This window comes from Rhodococcus sp. 14C212 (assembly GCF_011058195.1).
GTDB lineage: Bacteria > Actinomycetota > Actinomycetes > Mycobacteriales > Mycobacteriaceae > Rhodococcus > Rhodococcus aetherivorans.
The window spans coordinates 49,341-66,835 of record NZ_JAALEH010000015.1; the positions used below are offsets into that span (position 1 = coordinate 49,341).

Sequence of the window (17,495 nt, forward strand, 5' to 3'; positions counted from 1 at the left end):
CACCGTCCGTCCGGCAGGTCACCGGGTGGCTGGCTGACTCGCCGACGCCGACAACCACCGGCTCACCGACACCCTCGAACCCGAGTTGGCTCATTTCGTTAGTGCGTGAGTTCCGGGTCTGAAAGCCAGTCGAGCAGAGCCTGCATGTCGGCGTCGACCTGGGGTGGGAAGGTGTGCCGGGTGCCGTTGATCGCGATCGTCGCCGATCGCAGCGGCCGCAACAGCTTGACGACCTTGCCGATCGCAAACCCACTACGTTCCTGCACCACCCGCGACACGGCCAACGCCGCGAACACCACGGTCAGGCCCGAGTTGCACCAGATTAGTGGGGACTGTCGGAATAAAGGTTGATCTGGTTTTGGCCGACACGCCGAGCTTGCTTGGCGAGAAGGCACGATCATGACCGAAACACTCGATCTCAGTGTCAGGGTAGAAGTTGCCGCACTGCGGTGGGCGACCGCTCGACCGGCGGCACCAAACCCGCAGGGCCCCGGCAAAGTCGTGTGTGATGCCCGCTGATCTGCGGTTTCAGGGTGAGATGATGCTGGACGGCGAGCGTGGATTGGAGCGGGCACGACCGTCTCGGTGATGATTCAAGTTCCTACACCAGCACCACAACCAGGAACGAGTCGTGCCCGCAGCCCCATCTTCTCCCATGCCCGTTCCGGTGCCGGACACCGGGATCCTCGAAGTCCTCGACCAGGTGCCCGATCCCCGGGCACGGCGCGGGGTCCGACACCGACTCGCGGCGATTCTGGCGGTGGCACTGTCCGCGGTGTGCGCGGGGGCGCGCTCGTTCACCGCGATCGCCGAATGGGTTCACGATGCGCCGGCTGAAGCACTGGGCCGGCTGGGGATCGAGGGCCGGCCGCCGTCGGAATCGACGATCCGCCGCACCCTCGCCCGCCTCGACGTCGCCGTGTTGGACCAGGTCATCGGTGCCTGGGCGTGGCTGCGGACCCGGGTGATCGACGGACGACGGGTGATCGCGGTGGACGGAAAGACGTTGCGGGGAGCGAAGGACACGGCCGGGCATCTGACACATCTGCTCGCCGCTCTCGACCAGGGCAGCGGGGTGGTGCTCGGGCAGGTCGAGGTCGGCGCGAAGACGAACGAGATCCCGCTGATCACCGACTTGCTCGACCCTCTCGACCTCACCGATGTCGTGGTCACCGCGGACGCCCTGCACTGTCAGCGGGCCACCGCCGACTACATCGTGGGCCGCGGCGGGCACTACGTGTTCACCGTCAAGAACAACCAGCCCCTCCTGAAGGACAGGTTGACAGTGTTGCCGTGGAACAAGATCCCCGCCTCCACCTCGACTCTCGGGCGTGGGCACGGGCGGCGTGAGCGGCGCACGATCAAGGCCACCGACGTCGCCGCCGGTCTCGGCTTCCCGCACGCCACCCAGGTCCTGCAGGTCCGCCGCACCGTCACCAGGAAAAATGGTCGCAAGACCGTCGAGGTCGTCTACCTGATCACCTCCATGCCCATGACCGGTGCTGCTCCGTCGCAGGTCGCGGACTGGATCCGCGGGCACTGGGGCATCGAGAACCGCCTCCACTGGGTGCGTGACGTTACCTTCGACGAAGACCGCTCCACCATCCGCACCGGCACCGGACCACACGTCATGGCCACGATCCGGAACACCGTCGTCAGTGTCCTCCGCTTGGCCGGCCAGACCAGCATCGCCGCCGCCCTACGCCACCACAGCCGCAACCAGGACAGGCCTATCGACCTACTTCACACCATCTGACATGCAATTACATGACTTTGCCGGGGCCCTGTGGAGACGGGACGGAGGAGACGATCTCTTTCACGAGCCCGAACGCTCAGCCGAAAAGCGGCGCGTCCTCCGACCCTCCCGAGGCCACCGTACGTGACCTACCTCCCCGTAGAAGGGGTACTACAAGAGATACAAGCCCTCAACCCCCGCCTTGCCCGGTGTCTACAACGTCATCACCCGCCACAGATAGTGCGTGAAATGAGGCCGGTCGGGACGACAACCATCAGGTCACAGACGTGAGCCGTCATTCATCCCGAAAACGTGAGCCCACTCGGGTCGATGGCTGCTTCACCCTCCGGACAAGCAGGCGCATACGTGCGCGAAGCGTGCAGCATGCGCACCTCCCCGTCAACCCCACAGCCCTCACGCGATTCCCGGACCGCGCCTCTGCGCGTATCTACTGTTCAGCGCCACGTTCGACGTAGGCATCGATCAGGATTTCCAGACGCTTCGAGTCGCTACTCAACTTTCGCGGCTCGCCGAATACCCGGTCTACGATGCGGTCGAGAGCGTCGTGTGCCTTCAAGAGTCGCGGGTCCATCGCCAGCGGTTCGTACAGGTCGGACAGGGACTGCGGCCCCCGTTCTGCGCGGATAGCTTCCCGAGCTGCCAGCACCTTTCGTCCGCCGTCAATAATGGCTGCGCGTGTCTTTTCGTCCAGGTTTGGCAATGGGAAAGTGTTCCAGGACGTGCTCTTACCAAACCTCAGATCGGACTTGATCTTGCCTCCAATAGAGCGCTGCCAACACATGAACATTGAGGAAGATAGAAGTGCGAACATTAGTCCGTCGGCGTCAGGAGCTTGGAAGTTCGCGTTTCCACAGATCACGTCTGCGTCATACCGCGCAACGGTGAAGTAGCGACGATTTTCGGAGACGTGACAGGGGATTGCGAGGTAGGGCGCTGTGGGGACGGTCTTGTTGGGCCGGAACAAATGCGGTAGGTCTCGATACTTGTACGCGTCACCAGTCCTCGACTGTTCAGAACGCCATGTCCTGCACGCCTCGACCCGCGCCTTGATGAATGGTGAGCCAGTAATGTCCGAAGCAGGAGCGTTCACGAGCCACAAGCACCAACGGGAGGTGCCGTTGAGAAGCTCGTCCGCCCCGATGAACGGGCGGACGTATTTTGCTGCAATCGGATCGGCCATCGCGACTTTGTAGGCATCTTTCGAGAGCAAGAGGTTGCCGTTGTCGACGGGCATTGAGCCGTAGTGTACGGGTGGCAGCTGAGGAGACAGCGGATTGGACCGAGGCCGAACAAGCACGTCTGGGCCGTCGATTAGGTACGCGTTAATACCTCGCCGAAGCTCGACCGGGATGGGATCGCCCTTCACCTTCGGGTAGGCCCACAACCTTTGTCGGGCAGCCTGGTCGCGGGTAAATCCGACAATCACACAATGCACCACGGCCGCCTTGGGAGCTTCGGACTTCCATAGGAACTGCTGATGCGCAAACTTGATCTTCCATCCGGCGTCGAAAACCGCCTCAAATAGCGCGGCGGTCTGCTGGCCCGCAACGATTGAGCTTGTCGTCACAAAACCCCACTCCCCACCACCGGGGCGGTCTTCAAAGAAGTTAAGTGTCTTGGCGTGCCAACCGGTGACGTAGTCAAGCGCGCTACTCGGCCGATTACCCCATGCATGCCGCAGGTCGTCAGCTACCTCCTTCTTCTTCTTGTGTCCCACGAATGGGGGATTCCCGAAGACGTACGTCGGCCCTGGCGATCCCTTGCCGGGGTTCGGCGAGGTGAGGAATCCAGAGGAATACCGAGGTCTAACCAGGTCGGACCAGTCCATCCACAAAGAGTCGCCGTGATGGATGTGGGCCGTGACCGTCAGCGGCAGGCGTCGTGGGGCATCGCCCACCGCCAGCGCAAGTTTCCGATTAGCCTGGTGATCAGCAAGGAACATTGCTGTCTCCGCGATCTTCGCCGGCCACCATCCGATTTCAAACCCGTGTACCTGGTCGATAGTGACCTTCGATTCGAGCGTCACATCCAGCGACGCTTCACCCTCGGTGCCTTCGAGGCGACGTAGGTGCGTAATGATGTCAGTTTCGATGTCCCGCAGCCCCTGATAAGCCAGGGTCAGGAAGTTGCCTGATCCGCACGCAGGGTCCAACATTTGAATTGTTGCGAGACTGTCGCGGAATGCGCGCAACTCCTTCTGCGTCGTCCCTTTGTTGCGGATCAGCCGGTCTGCCTCAGAGCGGAGTCTATCGAGAAAGAGGGGCCCTAGTACTTTATGGATGTTCGTTTCGGTTGTGTAATGCTCCCCAGCTGCGCGTCGAGCTTCCTTAGACTTCACAGTCTGGAACATCGAACCGAAGATGGCTGGCGAGATGGTGCTCCAGTTGAAGCGGCACGCCGCGAGCAACGCATCTCGCATTGGGGGGGTAAAGAACCCGGGGTCAAGTGGGTCGGCGAAGAGGGAGCCGTTAACGTACGGGAACTTCGCCATCGACTCCGGTACACGTCGCCGTTTCTTTTCTGGTGTGTCCAGTACCCGGAAGAGTGCGGAGAGCTGCGGTCCGAGGGTATCTGCCGTCGTGTCGGATAACACAAGCCGATAGAATAAGTCTTGCTCCCATAATCCTGCGTCATCGCCATACAGCAGGAACAGCACACGCGTCAGAAACATTGATGCGTGCAGAACCTGAGTGTCTTCTTCCTCTGGTGAACGCGGGGCCTCTTCCCCGATTGCCTCATCAGACTCCTCGCCCACCATTGCGGTGTACAGGCGGCCTATCAGCTCGACAGCAGTGCGTGACGCGACAGCCTCTTCGCGCTTGGTGATCGTCTCCTGCCCCGCGAGGAACATAAGCTGGTCGACGTGATTCGGAAGTTTCTCAAGCGGGAACTCTGCAGTCCATACATCTTCGCCCTGCTTGACGATCCGAAAGGTTCCGAAGTTTGTCACCATCACGTAGCGAGGCCACTCGTGTTGCTGAACTGAGCCGCCACGGAGGTAATCGAGTGCTTGCTCGTAGGCGCCGTCTAAGTCCTCGTCGACGATGGACTTGGCTTCGCCTAGAAAGGTGCCAGACCAGAAGACGTCGATGGAGCCGTTTCTGCCCGTCGATGCTCGTTGTGCGTCCCGCTCGAACAGGTTGATTCGTTCCGGAATGATCCCGAACTGCCGGAGCAGGTCTGCCCAGAACATCTGCGCGTTGGAGATCTCCGACCGCCCACGTTGCTTCTGGTCCCAGCCAGCGATCTTCTCATGCCAACGCACGACGAAGGCATCAAGATTGTGCCGGATCTCTCCCCGGGTGATCATGGCAGGCTTCGACATCGGACCTCGCTTCAGTGCATAACGTGACGGCTCATCTTTTCATCTGCTCCGCACACTCTCGCACGGCAGTCGATTGACGCTCGTCGCATTCGAGACCAATATGACCACGCCGGCCGCAAAGGCTGCGTGATCCTGTCACCTGATCGTGCAGCAGTCCCTTATGTTGCGGCCAGTACATCCGCCGCACGTCGGGCAATCGCGACGACACGGTCGACCACCGCCGGATCAGCCAGTACGTCCTGGTAGCCGAGTTGACGCGCGGAGTATGCAAGAACCAGGGCCCAAAACTCGCGGTCGCTGGTTCGGCTCTCTCGAATCCACTTATAGACGCCTTGGAACCATGCCTCACAGCCGTGGCCCAATCCGAAGTCAGCCGTACCGAAACGTTCCGTGACCTCGGCAGTGTCTGGCCAGCAGGATCCTCTTATCGGTGAGTCAGGATGAACGAGCGTCGAGATCAACATCGTTACCGGGTCTAAGAGTCCTGCCGCGAATGTGCTGCTGTCGAAATCGATCAGTACTGCTTGATCGTTGTCGACAAGTAGGTTGCCGGGATGGAGATCTCCGTGTCGGATACCGATCCTAGTCGTCGCGTTAAGGGTTCCAGCGGGTACTTCAATGCCATAGGGGTCGAGCCGCGCAGCAATTTCGTCCCAGTTGATCAGGGATTTGCAGATCTCAGCGATTGATAGGGACTGCCGTTGGCTTGCCACTGTGTGCAGCGCAGTCCAGACAGGACAAGCGAGTTCGACGGCCTTGACCGGATCTTCGACGAGCAGCGTCATGAGCGCACGGGGGCTGTCGCCGGCGATCTGAAGCACGCTGATGTAGTTGCCCCCCATGAGCCCCGAGAGCGTCGCCATCGTGGAGGTCGTGTTGGCTCGGGGCATAAGGTCGGGGAGCCCACCCATGGGGTTGAACTCCTTAACACGCTTCGCGACGATCGTGGCGATATGACCCTCCTGCCGGGCTAGCTCACACTTCCATACACTAGCTCCAGTGAGTCCACCACCTAGCGACACAACCGAAATCGATACCGCGTGGTATTCGAACGCCAGCCTCCGGAGCACACGCTTGTCTAGGTAGCTCAGCGAATGGCTGCCCTCAGAGGTTGAAATTTCTATGTCTTCGAGCGTCTGCAATAGCTGACGAAACTCTGAGACTATGAGTCTGAATTCAATGGATTGATCCTTCTCCAGCACTGTTATTCGGTCGATCGGCTGCCCACTCTGCATCGGCAGCTGTCCGCCGCCCTGAAGTGCGGCCTGTACGTGTCTCACATCTGCGTATCCGGTGAAGACGATGAGTCTGGCGTCTTTGTGGCTTGCTCGAATCTCCTTCAGGAGTTCGTCCCCCAACTCGTCGGTAGCCGGTTCACCGGCGTTCACGGGCAGGCGTCGGTCAAGGACGAAGAGATCGATCAGCTCGTCCGACGCACGTAGGTACTCCAATGCCGGAGCGATGGAATCAAAGACTCGGACATCGAAGCGCGCTGACTCAAGAACGCCCTTCGAGACCTCTGATTGTTGAAGATCATCTTCGACAAGGACCGCAATTGGATTAATCATTGGGCCGCTTCCCGCTAAGAATGAATGATGCGGTGCCACTATGTCCTTCGAGAGTGATCGCGATGCCGAGGCGTGCAGCAACGGTCTGGATAAGGGCGAGCCCCTGCCCCTGGTGTGCCGTCTTCGATGAGTTGCCGACGTTAACCACATCTGTTAACGAGAGTCGGTCGCCTCTGAACGGGTTGGCGATCCTTACCCAATAGTTGCGAGCCGTGAAACCCCACGTGACTTGTGCCGATGCTGCGCCGGTTGCTTCAACAGAAGCGTCAATCGCGTTTTGGTAGATGTTGGACATAAGGATGAGGAACAGGCCCTCGTCCGTCTCGATGTCGATGGTTTGTTCATCCGCAGTTGGTCGGACGAGCGGGAAGGTGTGGGCATCGGGCCAGCTTTCGATTAAGACGTGCGGTAGGCGGAGTCGGCGGAGATTCAATTCTTCACCGGACTTGATCATCGCTACGAGTCCGTCGATTCGCCGCTGTAGTTTTCGAACCGCCTCGTTGGTCTTACTGCTTGAGAACGACGAGATCTCGCCGTCTGCAGCAAGTCTGATCCAGCCTACGGCTGGAGAGAGTTCATGACGTATGAGCGTTGCGATGTCGACCTGATCAGTCACCGGTGTAGCTTCGGATGCCGGCCGAACATTGACCTGACTGAGATTTGACGACCCGTCGCGAGAGGAAGTGGATGCCCTCTGTCTCGCCTCCAGCACTTGGAGCAACATCCTGCGCAACTGGGGGACGTTCTCTGTTTGTAGCGATTGCATTAGGTCTCGTGTCGTGATGTTGTGCGGGTGCTGGACAAGCCATACCGCAGCCCTGGCGCGGTCGCTTGGCGAGGAGGACCTCAAGCCCTCCAGTGGGTGGGGCGCTTCATCGGTCAATGGAGACCGCCATGCTCCGCGTAGAAGGCCGAGCGACGAGCGAAGGCGTCGCGCCCACCTTCCATGAGGCGGGTAATCCTGTCAACGACTTCTTCCGCGTCGAATGGACCGTGAACGTCAACACTTCCGACTCGGCCATCGCTCGTTAGGACGATAACGTTGTCAGCGGAGCCCAGAACCGGAATGTTGGCATTGTGGGTCGCGACGATCGTCTGCGCTCCATAGAGCCGTCGCGCGGTGAGTCCGCTTACTACGTTCGTGACCAGAAACGCGTTGTCCAGATGATCTTCTGGTTGGTCAAGGATCAGGGTCCGTTCGCGCTCCGAAAGGACGATGGGAAGCGTGACGGCACACTTTTGTCCCGTTGAGAGTGCGTCCACGCTCTTGTCGACTGACCCGTCTCGGAGTCTGAAATCGACACTGTCGCTCAACTGGATCTCGGCGAGTCCTTCAAGGGTCTTCTTTTTGTCGAGGTTTTCGACCAACTTCTGCGCTCGGTCCGCGGCGACGCTTGCGACCGCCGCGAGACCACTGACATCGCGATCCTCGACCATTTCCAACAGCTGCCGCGGCAGCACGCGATCCGCGACTGCCTCTACCAGCGCTGAGCGGGTGGCAGTTCCTTGGAGTGCTTCCCGGAGGTAGCTTCGGAACTCACTTGCGTCGGCGAGGTGGTCTACCACCACCACCACATTATTCGCAATCTGTGAGGTGGTGGTGCGTGCAACCTCGGCTCTAATCTTGTAGAGGTCTTCTTCAGCTTGTTCCGCCTGGTCAAGCTGTAAACGCCGACGCTGGGTAAGGTTTGCTCGGCGATCCTCCAGGTCGTGCATGAGGACGTCGTTCTCGTCGAGGGCACGCAGCGCCGCGTCTATGTTCCGCAACTGCGCGGTGATCTGCCCAAGACCAGCCTCCGCTCGCTCAAGTTCATCCCTAATCGGGGCGGCTGTCTCTCTGGCCGCGATGTTGTTTTCCCGCGTTGCGGCTCTAACCTGGTCCAGATCGGTTTGGGCGGTCTGAAGCATCTCAACAACACGTCGCGACAGGCTTGCGGCCTCTACTAGAGCATCCCGGACAGAATGTATCGTCGAGAGGTTGACAGCGCGATGGGCTGTTGCGCTCAGGTGGTCAATCTGTTGCATTTGCGATGTCAGGAGGTCAGCGATCTCAGCCCGGACCGCTTCAATATTCTCCAGATCTCGGCCTGTTTGGATGACATGTTCTTCAGCTTGGCGAAGTCGCTCACGTTGATCGGACAGCTGAGCAGTGCTGCCGCCCAATAGGGCTGCCTCTTGGGATGAAAGAAGTTCCCGGTCCGCCACGAGACGCTCACGCTTCATCGATTCTTCACGACGATCTTCTAACTTGGTTCGGATCTCGAAGATCTCGCCCGTCAGTATGGCGGCCTGACTACGATCTGGAAGGTTCGTCGACGCGCCAGTCCGGAGATCCAGTAGATTGAGGCGACTGGGCGCATCGGACGCGATCTCCTCAAGCTCGTTCTGCCCAAGCACCAGGACCGAGCGCGAAAGGTCTTGCCGCTGGCCACTGCCCTTTGCATCAACCACAAGACGTCTGCCTCCGTCTTCGGTCTCCACATCGATAACTACCTCTCCTGCCCCCAGTACCGCGTCTATAAAGGCCTGGCGCTGACGCAGCGCCGCCGGACTTTGCTCCGCGTGCTGGGCACCGACGGCATGGCGCAGGAGTTCGAGGAAAGTGGTCTTGCCAGCACCTCGGGGGCCAACGACAATATTGAGCCCGTTGCTCAACGAGACGTCGATGCCGTTGAGGAACCCTCCGGTCACTCGAATCCTCGAGATCCACATGCTCTTGATGCCCTCCTCCGTGCCGAGCTGAGGTTAGGGCACTGAGAGTGGCGGCCCCTCCTGCCCGACATTATCGAATGCTCGCGCTTACGCGTGTGCGCGACACCCTTCCAGTCGCAGGCATTGTCGCAACGCTACTGCCGAGGATCGACGGTGGCCACGTCTTCCGTGCCGACATTCCGGGTCGGGTCGTGGTGGACTCGACCCGGCCGGCGGACTCGTGGGAGCCGGGGCGGTGCCGGCCCAGGAAGCGAGATGCCCGGCGGTGGGGAACACACCCATGTCACCGCACATCTCAGCAATGGTTCGTCGAGAAGCCCGGGATGCCTGTCAACAGCTCCCGGCCGCCCGAAAACGTGCCACCGCCTCGGCGATCCCCTGTTATCAAGATCGATCAGTGCCTGCCCGTACCGGTCGATCAGCTCCAGGTACATGCGGATCAAGAACCCGTGATGGTCGGTCAACTGCCCGGGCGTCGCCTCGATCAACGCCGGACCTTTACGCGCATCCGCCCCTGGCCAACTCCGCGAGCTGATCAGGATCACGGTGCCTGTCGATTAGCGCTTCGCGCATCGACCGTCCCGAAACCCCCCATCATGCAGGTAGACCGACGGTCTGCCTCAAATTAATGGCATTAACGCTGCGCTTGCCTCAGGTGCTCTGGCAATGCCTCGGATCGAATGGCACAGGAAGGTGACACCGTTCCGCGAAACCTATAACTTGTAGGTTATCGGCGACTTGCCGCTGACTCAGGAGCTTGACCTGCGGTTTCTCACCGTCCTATCCCTGCTGGATTCTCAACAAGTTGCCCCCATCCTCGGACATTCCGGGCACTACGCCTCTGTATCCTCGCTGCGACCTGCGCAAACGTCGAGGCGATGTCGTCCTCGATATGATCTTGAGAAATCGACAAGATCGATGAGAAACCACAACAACCGACAAATCGGGCAAGCTCGGTCACCTGGGGTTTGTCACTCATGGTGTGTGCGCGGTCGGTGACGAGAATCGTCCTTATCGCACCGTCTCCGACGAAACCTCACCTCAGCGCGTTTTCTGCCGCAGGACTGTCGGTGCGGCCCGCTAGGCTGCGGCGGTGACCGTCGACAAGCAGGACATCCAGCCCAGCCGCGACGCCGCCGGCCTCGATCGGGTGCCCGGTGTCGGTTCTCAGTGCATCTGGCGGGTTTCTCGCGTACGTGGCACGGCGTTGGCGCGGCTTCTCATCCGATCTGGCGGAAGCGGCGGAACCGCAGGTCGGTACATCGTGGACGAAGCAGATCGGCGCGGTACCCGCCAAGAATCCGCCACATCGGATGAGAAGGAGTTGATGGCGGCATGACTGACGCAAGTGGCGCACCGCAGGTCAAGCCAGGTCTGCACCGCCAGATACCTGGCGAACTGACACCCGGGGCTGCGGCGGGGCCGGTGCTGCCCTCCGAGACCCTCGCCCGGATCGCGGGGTCGGTGCAGCGCTCCCGCGCCGAGTCCACCCGCCGCAACTACGCCGGCGACTGGCGCCGCTTCACCACCTGGTGCCACGCCGAGGGGCACCGTGCACTGCCGGCGCATCCGCTCACCGTCGCCGCCTACCTGCTCGCCGCGGCCGACACCGTCACGCAGACCGGCACCCGCGCCTACTCCCCCACGACCCTGGCCCGGTGGGTCGCCGGGATCGGGCACCACCACCGCCGCGCCGGGCATCCCGCCCCCGGCGCCGACGAGCTCGTCGCCGCCACCCTGGCCGGGATCCGCCGCGACTACGCCACCGCGGGCGAGCGGCCCCGCGCCGTCCGGGCGCCGCTGTTGACCTCGGACATCGTCACGATCGTCGCCAAGGCCCGCGCCGACTGTGGCGGCTGGGCCGACGAGGTCCTCGAACGCCGCGACAGTGCGATCCTGCTGCTCGGGTACGCCGGGGCGCTGCGCCGCAGCGAACTCGTCGGATTGACCTGCTCGGATGTGCGGATCCACCGGCTCGACGGGGTGCACCTGCGGCTGCGCAAGTCCAAGACCGACCAGGAGGGCCGCGGCACGGTCAAAGCCTTGCCGTTCACCGCGTCGCACACCAGCTGCCCGCCGTGCGCGTATCTGCGCTGGGCCCAGGTCGTGGCCGCGTTCGACACCGGCGGCCGGCCCGCGGTGATCCGCCTCCTCGGCACCGCGGCGCCGTTCGACGAGCACCTCTGCCGCGGCCCACGGCCCCGCACCGCCGCGGAGGCACCGCTGCTGCGGGCAATCCGCAAGAACGGCAACCTCTCCCCCACCGCACTGTCCGGGGCGGCGGTGCACCAGGCGATCCGCCGCCGCGCCGAGCGTGCCGGCTACGACCCGGAGCTGGTCGCCCAGCTCGGCGGACACTCGCTGCGCGCCGGGTTCGTCACCCAGGCCTTCCGCAACGGCGCCGACGCCCACGCCATCATGCGCCAGACCGGCCACACCACGCCCGCGATGCTCGAGGTCTACGCCCGCGAACAGGCCCCCCTCGTCAACAACGCTGTGACGAATCTAGGTTTGTGACCGGCATGAACAGCTCCGTCGACACCACGGCCGCCGCGGCCGACCCCGCCGAGACGCTGCCGGTCCGGGACCGGCATCCGTGGGCGTTGTTCACCGACTGGTGCACCGCCTTCGGCCACGAGGTGCTGCCCGCCGACCCGCTGACCGTGGCACAGTTCGTGCGCGCCCACCCCGCCGCCGCGGCCACCCAGCGCCGGCGACTCAGCGTTATCAACACCGTCCACACCCGCGCCGGCCTACCCCCACCCGGCCGCAGCGAGACCGTCCGGCAGCTGCTCGATGCTGCCCGCCGCGACCGATTCCGCGAGATCGCCGCGCTTGTCGCGAACCGCGTGCCGTCAATCCCCACCACCGGATGGCCGCAGGGGTTGTTCGGTCGGCGCGACCGGCTGCTGCTGGTGCTGGCCGCCGGCGGGCTCGGATTCGTCCAGAGCAGCCGGCTGCGGCGCGGGGATGTTCACTGCACCGGCGACACCGTGTCTGTCGACACGGGCGACGGCCATCCGGTGGAGCTGACGCAGGTGGTTGCCGGGGTCGATGCGGTGGCGGTGTATCGGGACTGGGCCGAGGTGCAGTCCTTCCTCGACGAGCATCCCAACACCCGACTGCTGGCCCAGCACCTGACCGAGTCGGACGAATCCTTCGGCACCGTGGTGCCCGATCGGCGCCGGATCTGGCCGCTGCTGACCCCGATCGACCGGTGGGGTCACACGCCGCTGATGCCGCTCGCGATGACCGCTCAGTCGGTTGCCGCTGTGGTGCGGGCACACCTGATCGGCCGGGTGCCTGTGCACCGACCGTTGCCGATCCGCGTACAGCTTGATGAGGATGGTCGGGACGCGTCGTTCACGCAGGACGTCACCCTCGATCCCGACTACTACGAGCGCGGGGTCGCGGCCCGACACGCCGCCCAGCAACGACTCGGCGACATCGCCGAGGTGTTCGACGAGATCGGACACCGAGCTGACGCCCTGCTCGAGGAACTTCTAACTCTCCTGGACGACGTGAGTGGAGAGCCTGGCCGGGTGGATTTGCCCGTGAAGTAGGCACAGCAGGGGCGGCCGGAACTTCCTGGCTTTCGCGCGCACAGCGTCCGCAGCGGTCCGAGCTGGGGAGGCCACCGGGGGGCTCTCGCAACAGTGTCGACGGAGCTTCCTCGTGTACCGGCCTGCTGATCCTCCCGTCCAGTGTGTGGGGCTCGGGATCGGGTTCGGGGGCATAGCCGGAACGGGGGTCCTGGATCACCTCGGCGCGCCCACGACCAGCCGGCGTCGTCTCGGTGTTGCGTAGGTCGCCATGAGGAAGCATGGACTCAGCGCGCGGAATTCCGGAGGATTGGGACAGCTTGGTGAGAATCCGCTAGGTACAGGTCGGTGAGAAAATGCAGGTCAAGGGCCTGCGTCAGTGACAGATGCCACCGTCCGTCTCGCTGACCAAGCCTCCGATAGCATCCTCACCCGGCCTGGGGTGGGCTGCTGACGCACGGATGAGCAACTCTCGAGGGTGTCGAACCCATTGGGATTCCCCGTTGCATGCTGTGCGCAGTTCGGCGGTCGCCGCTGATGCCTCCGGCAGCCGGTAGAAACAGGAGCCTTGGGGCGTTCCTCTATGAAGTCCCGGAGGACCGTTGACACGTTCTGTCGTTCAACATACTGTATGCGAATGCATGATACTGAACACACGCAACCTTGCCTGTGAGATTTGGCACAGAGGAACTCTGTGGGGGGGTTCCGCGCCTTGACGCTCCGGTTGGACGAGAAGCAGTCACCGGGCAGCGGGTGAAAGAACCGAATCACATGCGACAGAAATCGAATGGAGTGTTCTAATGACGTCCCACGACGCGGTCGGTCCCGAATCGTCTCGTCCTCCCGCTTCGAGTACGCACTCGAAAAGGATGGAGATACGCGCCGTCACCAGCGGTGCACTGGGTTCTGCCCTCGAGTACTTCGACTTCGCATTGTATGGCGTGCTTTCCGCAACGCTCTTTCCCCAGCTGTTCTTCAGTGACCTGGGGCCGACGGGAAGTCTGCTCGCCTCGTTTGCCACCTTCGGTGTCGGATTCGCCGCCCGGCCACTGGGCGCCCTGGTCTTCGGCTACCTCGGAGATCGGTTCGGGCGCAAGCCGATCTTGCTCACCACGCTGGTGATGATGGGGATCGCGTCCATGTCGATCGGTTTCCTGCCTGCCGGGCAGGGGATCGGCGTCGCAGCGATTCTCGTGGGCTTGCGCTTCATCCAGGGCGTCTCGCTCGGCGGCGAGCTGGTGGGCAATCAGCTGATGACCATGGAACACGGGGATCAGAGCCGGCGTGGTCTGCTCGGATCGGTGATCACCGTCGGCTCACCCTTGAGTCAGGTGCTCGCCAATCTGGCGCTTGTCGCACTTAGTACCTCGCTCACCACGGAACAGTTCGAGTCGTGGGGTTGGCGCATTCCGTTCCTGTCGAGCATTCTGCTGGTGGTCGTCGCCATCTTCATCCGCCTCAAGCTCGAGGAGACCCCGGCCTTCGTTGCGGAAGAGGAAACCCGCGCTGCAGCGCCCAGCCCAGGCGGCAAGGGACTGGCCGTGCTGTGGTCGCATCCGCGTACAGTCATCACACTCATCCTGGTCTGGGGCGGTCCCGCACTGTCCTTCTATCTCGTGGCGGTCTACGGGCTCAGCCATCTGACGAAAAACACCGGCATGTCCCGCGACAGCGGCTTCCTGCTGCTGATGATCGCCAACGCGGTGTCGATCGTGGGTTGCCTCGGTGGCGGCTGGCTGTCCGACCGCATCGGACGCAAACCGGTGATGGTCGCCGGCATGTTCGGATGCATCACGGGCATCGCGGCGTTCTTCCCATTCTCGGGACCTGACCACGTCGTCATCACCGGTGCCAGCATGGCCCTGGTGCTCACATCCATCCAGGTCATGGCCGGCGTGCAGCCGGCGCTGTTCGCCGAACAATTCCCCACCGAGGTGCGCTTCTCGGGGGCGGCGCTCTCGCACTCCATCTCGAACTTGATCTTCGCCTCACCGTCCGCGTTCGTCGCCGCAGCTCTGGGAGCGGTCGGCGGCACCGGACTGGTCGCCGGATTCACCTTGGCCATCCTCGTGGTCTCGACCATCGCCGTGACACGGACCCGCGACGGACGCCACCTGGACCTCGCCGCCTACACCGAGATCAAGAAGACAGGCGACAACGGATCGGACTCGGAGTCAGCCCCGGCCCGACAGACGGTGTGAGGTAGTCCCGCGCCGGGTCGGATAGGCCCGGCGCGACAAGTCCAGCAGTTCCGCCCGGCAGCACCCATTCTGCCGCCGGGGTGGCGGGGGCGAGAACCGAGGGTAGCAACCCGGCTCCCGCCCCCGCCTCGGTGTACGTACCCGAAGCTTTCACACCCTCGTATCCTGATTCACGATTCCGTACATTGGAGGGGCGGGGACTGCCCCGTCGGGGACGGTCCGCACTCGCGTGAGTGTCATCCGGGTGGGCCGACGAAGCCCTGCAAAGATGTGCAGACGAATCAACGAAGAGGTGGAGTGGGAATGCCCAGCACGGACAACGCGCCGGCCCGCGGGGCCGAGCACAGAACGGTCAGCCGGGTGATGGCGATTCTGGAGGTCGTCATCGCCAGCGAACCGGAAGGTCTGCGTCTCGGTGAACTGTCGGACGCCATCGGGGCGCCCAAATCGTCGATCCACGGATACGCCAGAGGGCTCGTCGCCACCGGTTACCTCCGCGAGCACGAGGGTCGATACCTACAAGGACCCGCAGTGTCGACGTTGCTCGCCATCGGGGGACAGCAGGTCCCCGTCGGGTACCATCATGCGCTGGAGCAACTTTCGAAGGCGTGCGACGAAACCGCCATCCTCTCGATGCTCGTGGGTGACTCCGCCATCATCGTTGATCTCGTCGAGCCGACCCAGACCATCCGCGCATCACCGCCGTTGCACCAGCGCAACCCGCTGTGGCCTGTGAGCTACGGCAAATGCTTCCTCGCCTTCATGGAGCCGCGGCGCAGAGAAGCCTACGTCCGGCGGATCACCGACGACCCCGCCGAACGAGCCCGGATCACCGAGGAACTGGCGACCGTGCACGACACCCACATCGGCTACAACCGCGGCGAACGCTACCCGGATCTTTTCGGCGTGGCGAGCCCGATCCTGCTGCAAGGCCGGGACGTCACCATGGCCATCGGCCTGGCCGGACCGGCCGCAAGGATGGAAGCACAACTCGACAAAATATCGAAGAGCGTCCTCGAAGCCGCGGAGCTGCTGTCGAACGCAGGTGTCCGAGGCTGAGGCTCGACTCGATCACGGACAACGGCTCGCGCCGCCCGAACATATTTCGAGCGGCGCGAGCCGTTGTCCGTGATCATCTTTACGCGGTGCCGTGCAGGTCCCTGACGCTACGGTCGAGCGCCTCTCGGTGCTCCGGCGCGGCAATCCGGGCCAGCTTCCGGGCACGCTCGGCATCGGTGCACCCCGTGAGCACGGCGACACCGTACTCGGTGACGACCGCATCCACATCCACCCGTCCCGTCGTGACGAGCCCGGACAATGTGGGGACGATCGTCGAGGTCGTACCCCCGGCCGGCGAGGACACCGTCGAACGCAACGCAATGATCGATCGGCTACCCGTGAGCGCCGCGGCCCGGCTGAAATCCACCTGACCGCCGACAGCTCCGATGTACCGTCCGCGTGCGAGTTCCGCACCGACCTGGCCGGACAGATCGATTTCGATCGCCGAGTTGACGGACACGAACGAGCGCAGCTGTGACAACACCACCGGTGAATGGGTGTAGGACGTAGCGCGAAACTCGATGGGCAGCTCTGAAATTCGGAGATATCCGTCGTTGGTGCCGAAGGCCGATCCGGTGACGACGACGCCCGGGTCGATTTCTTTGCGGGCCCCGGTGAGGACGCCTTTGTCGATCAGGTCGAGCACTCTGTCGGTGATGATGCCGCTGTGGAACCCGAGATCGCGGTGGCCCGTCAGCGCGTCGAGTACCGCGTTGGGCAACGACCCCACTCCCATCTGGAGCGTGTCCCCGTCGTCGATGAGCGAGGCGACATGGTCGGCGATCCGTCGATCCACCTCGTCAGGAGCCCTGACGGGAACCTCGAGGAGGGGGCGATCGGTCTCCAGCACGGCAGCGAACATCGACAGCGGCAAGCGAGGGCCGCCTGTGGTGGCCGGCATCCGATGGTTGATCTCCGCGATGAGGGTCCGCGTGTGGGGTAGAGCGTCGGCCATGTAGTCGACCCCCACCCCCAACGTGACCAGCCCCTTCTTCTCCGGCGGTGAAACCTGGACGATGCCGACATCGCATGGAAGTCGGCCGGCGGCGAACATGCGTGGCAGCGCGGAGTAATGGCAGGGCACCACCTCGAGCCGGCCACCGCGGGAAGGATGGCGCAGCTCGCCGAGGGCCCCGTAGGAGGTCATCGTCAGCGTATCGGGCAGCTCCCCCTTCAGCCGGGGATTCCAGGACGCGCCCACGAAGGCCGTGACGGGACCGATCCGATCGGCGGCGTCGAGTACCGCGTCGACGAGGGGAGTCGGCTCGGCGCCGCCCTGGCCCCACCAGATGCCGTCTCCCGAGCGGATCAGGCCCGCAAGATCCATCACGG

The 17,495-nt window shown here is 63.1% G+C and carries 12 protein-coding genes and 1 pseudogene; 6 read left to right on the forward strand and 7 right to left on the reverse strand.

Annotation, left to right across the window (positions count from 1 at the left end):
* Nucleotides 1-98: 98 nt before the first annotated feature.
* Nucleotides 99-311 (reverse strand): annotated as a pseudogene (locus tag G6038_RS09820) (IS1634 family transposase); the annotation flags it as partial.
* Between the two features lie 344 nt (nt 312-655).
* Between G6038_RS09820 and G6038_RS09825 the strand changes: the two are divergent.
* On the forward strand, nt 656-1,756 hold the full coding sequence (locus tag G6038_RS09825; RefSeq protein ID WP_206024519.1) for an ISAs1 family transposase: 1,101 nt from the start codon (nt 656-658) through the stop codon (nt 1,754-1,756).
* A 427-nt stretch (nt 1,757-2,183) separates the two neighbouring features.
* Here G6038_RS09825 and G6038_RS09830 read toward each other — a convergent pair whose 3' ends face one another.
* The 5 genes from G6038_RS09830 to G6038_RS09850 form a co-directional block, all read right to left on the reverse strand.
* Nucleotides 2,184-5,081 (reverse strand): class I SAM-dependent DNA methyltransferase, encoded by a 2,898-nt coding sequence (locus G6038_RS09830; RefSeq protein ID WP_165037486.1) that lies wholly within the window; start codon nt 5,079-5,081, stop codon nt 2,184-2,186.
* 158 nt (nt 5,082-5,239) lie between these two features.
* A complete protein-coding gene (locus G6038_RS09835; RefSeq protein WP_165037487.1) occupies nt 5,240-6,649 on the reverse strand; it encodes a response regulator in 1,410 nt (469 codons plus the stop codon).
* Nucleotides 6,642-7,265, reverse strand: a complete 624-nt coding sequence (locus G6038_RS09840; RefSeq protein WP_165037488.1) for a GHKL domain-containing protein — start codon at nt 7,263-7,265, stop codon at nt 6,642-6,644. Before G6038_RS09840 ends, G6038_RS09835 begins: the two co-directional genes overlap by 8 nt.
* Before the next feature lie 263 nt (nt 7,266-7,528).
* Nucleotides 7,529-9,340: an AAA family ATPase gene (locus G6038_RS09845; protein WP_165037489.1), complete on the reverse strand. Its 1,812-nt coding sequence runs from the start codon at nt 9,338-9,340 to the stop codon at nt 7,529-7,531.
* A gap of 108 nt (nt 9,341-9,448) precedes the next feature.
* Nucleotides 9,449-9,655: an IS110 family transposase gene (locus tag G6038_RS09850; RefSeq protein WP_165037490.1), complete on the reverse strand. Its 207-nt coding sequence runs from the start codon at nt 9,653-9,655 to the stop codon at nt 9,449-9,451.
* 799 nt (nt 9,656-10,454) lie between these two features.
* Here G6038_RS09850 and G6038_RS09855 point away from each other — a divergent pair.
* The 5 genes from G6038_RS09855 to G6038_RS09875 all read left to right on the forward strand — a co-directional run bounded on the left by G6038_RS09855 (nt 10,455) and on the right by G6038_RS09875 (nt 16,163).
* Nucleotides 10,455-10,700, forward strand: a complete 246-nt coding sequence (locus tag G6038_RS09855) for a hypothetical protein (RefSeq protein ID WP_165037491.1) — start codon at nt 10,455-10,457, stop codon at nt 10,698-10,700.
* Nucleotides 10,697-11,878 carry a tyrosine-type recombinase/integrase gene (locus G6038_RS09860; RefSeq protein ID WP_165037492.1) on the forward strand — a complete coding sequence of 394 codons (1,182 nt, stop codon included), beginning with the start codon at nt 10,697-10,699 and terminating at the stop codon, nt 11,876-11,878. The genes G6038_RS09855 and G6038_RS09860 overlap by 4 nt, the downstream gene beginning before the upstream one ends.
* A 5-nt stretch (nt 11,879-11,883) precedes the next feature.
* Nucleotides 11,884-12,924 carry a hypothetical protein gene (locus G6038_RS09865; protein ID WP_165037493.1) on the forward strand — a complete coding sequence of 347 codons (1,041 nt, stop codon included), beginning with the start codon at nt 11,884-11,886 and terminating at the stop codon, nt 12,922-12,924.
* Nucleotides 12,925-13,772: 848 nt separating this feature from the next.
* Nucleotides 13,773-15,104, forward strand: coding sequence for an MFS transporter (locus G6038_RS09870; protein WP_165037494.1), 1,332 nt, complete (start codon nt 13,773-13,775; stop codon nt 15,102-15,104).
* Nucleotides 15,105-15,407: 303 nt separating this feature from the next.
* Nucleotides 15,408-16,163 (forward strand): IclR family transcriptional regulator, encoded by a 756-nt coding sequence (locus G6038_RS09875; protein ID WP_165037495.1) that lies wholly within the window; start codon nt 15,408-15,410, stop codon nt 16,161-16,163.
* Between the two features lie 79 nt (nt 16,164-16,242).
* Here the strand turns inward: G6038_RS09875 and G6038_RS09880 are convergent, their stop codons facing one another.
* On the reverse strand, nt 16,243-17,493 hold the full coding sequence (locus tag G6038_RS09880; protein WP_165037524.1) for an acetyl-CoA hydrolase/transferase family protein: 1,251 nt from the start codon (nt 17,491-17,493) through the stop codon (nt 16,243-16,245).
* Nucleotides 17,494-17,495: the final 2 nt, after the last annotated feature.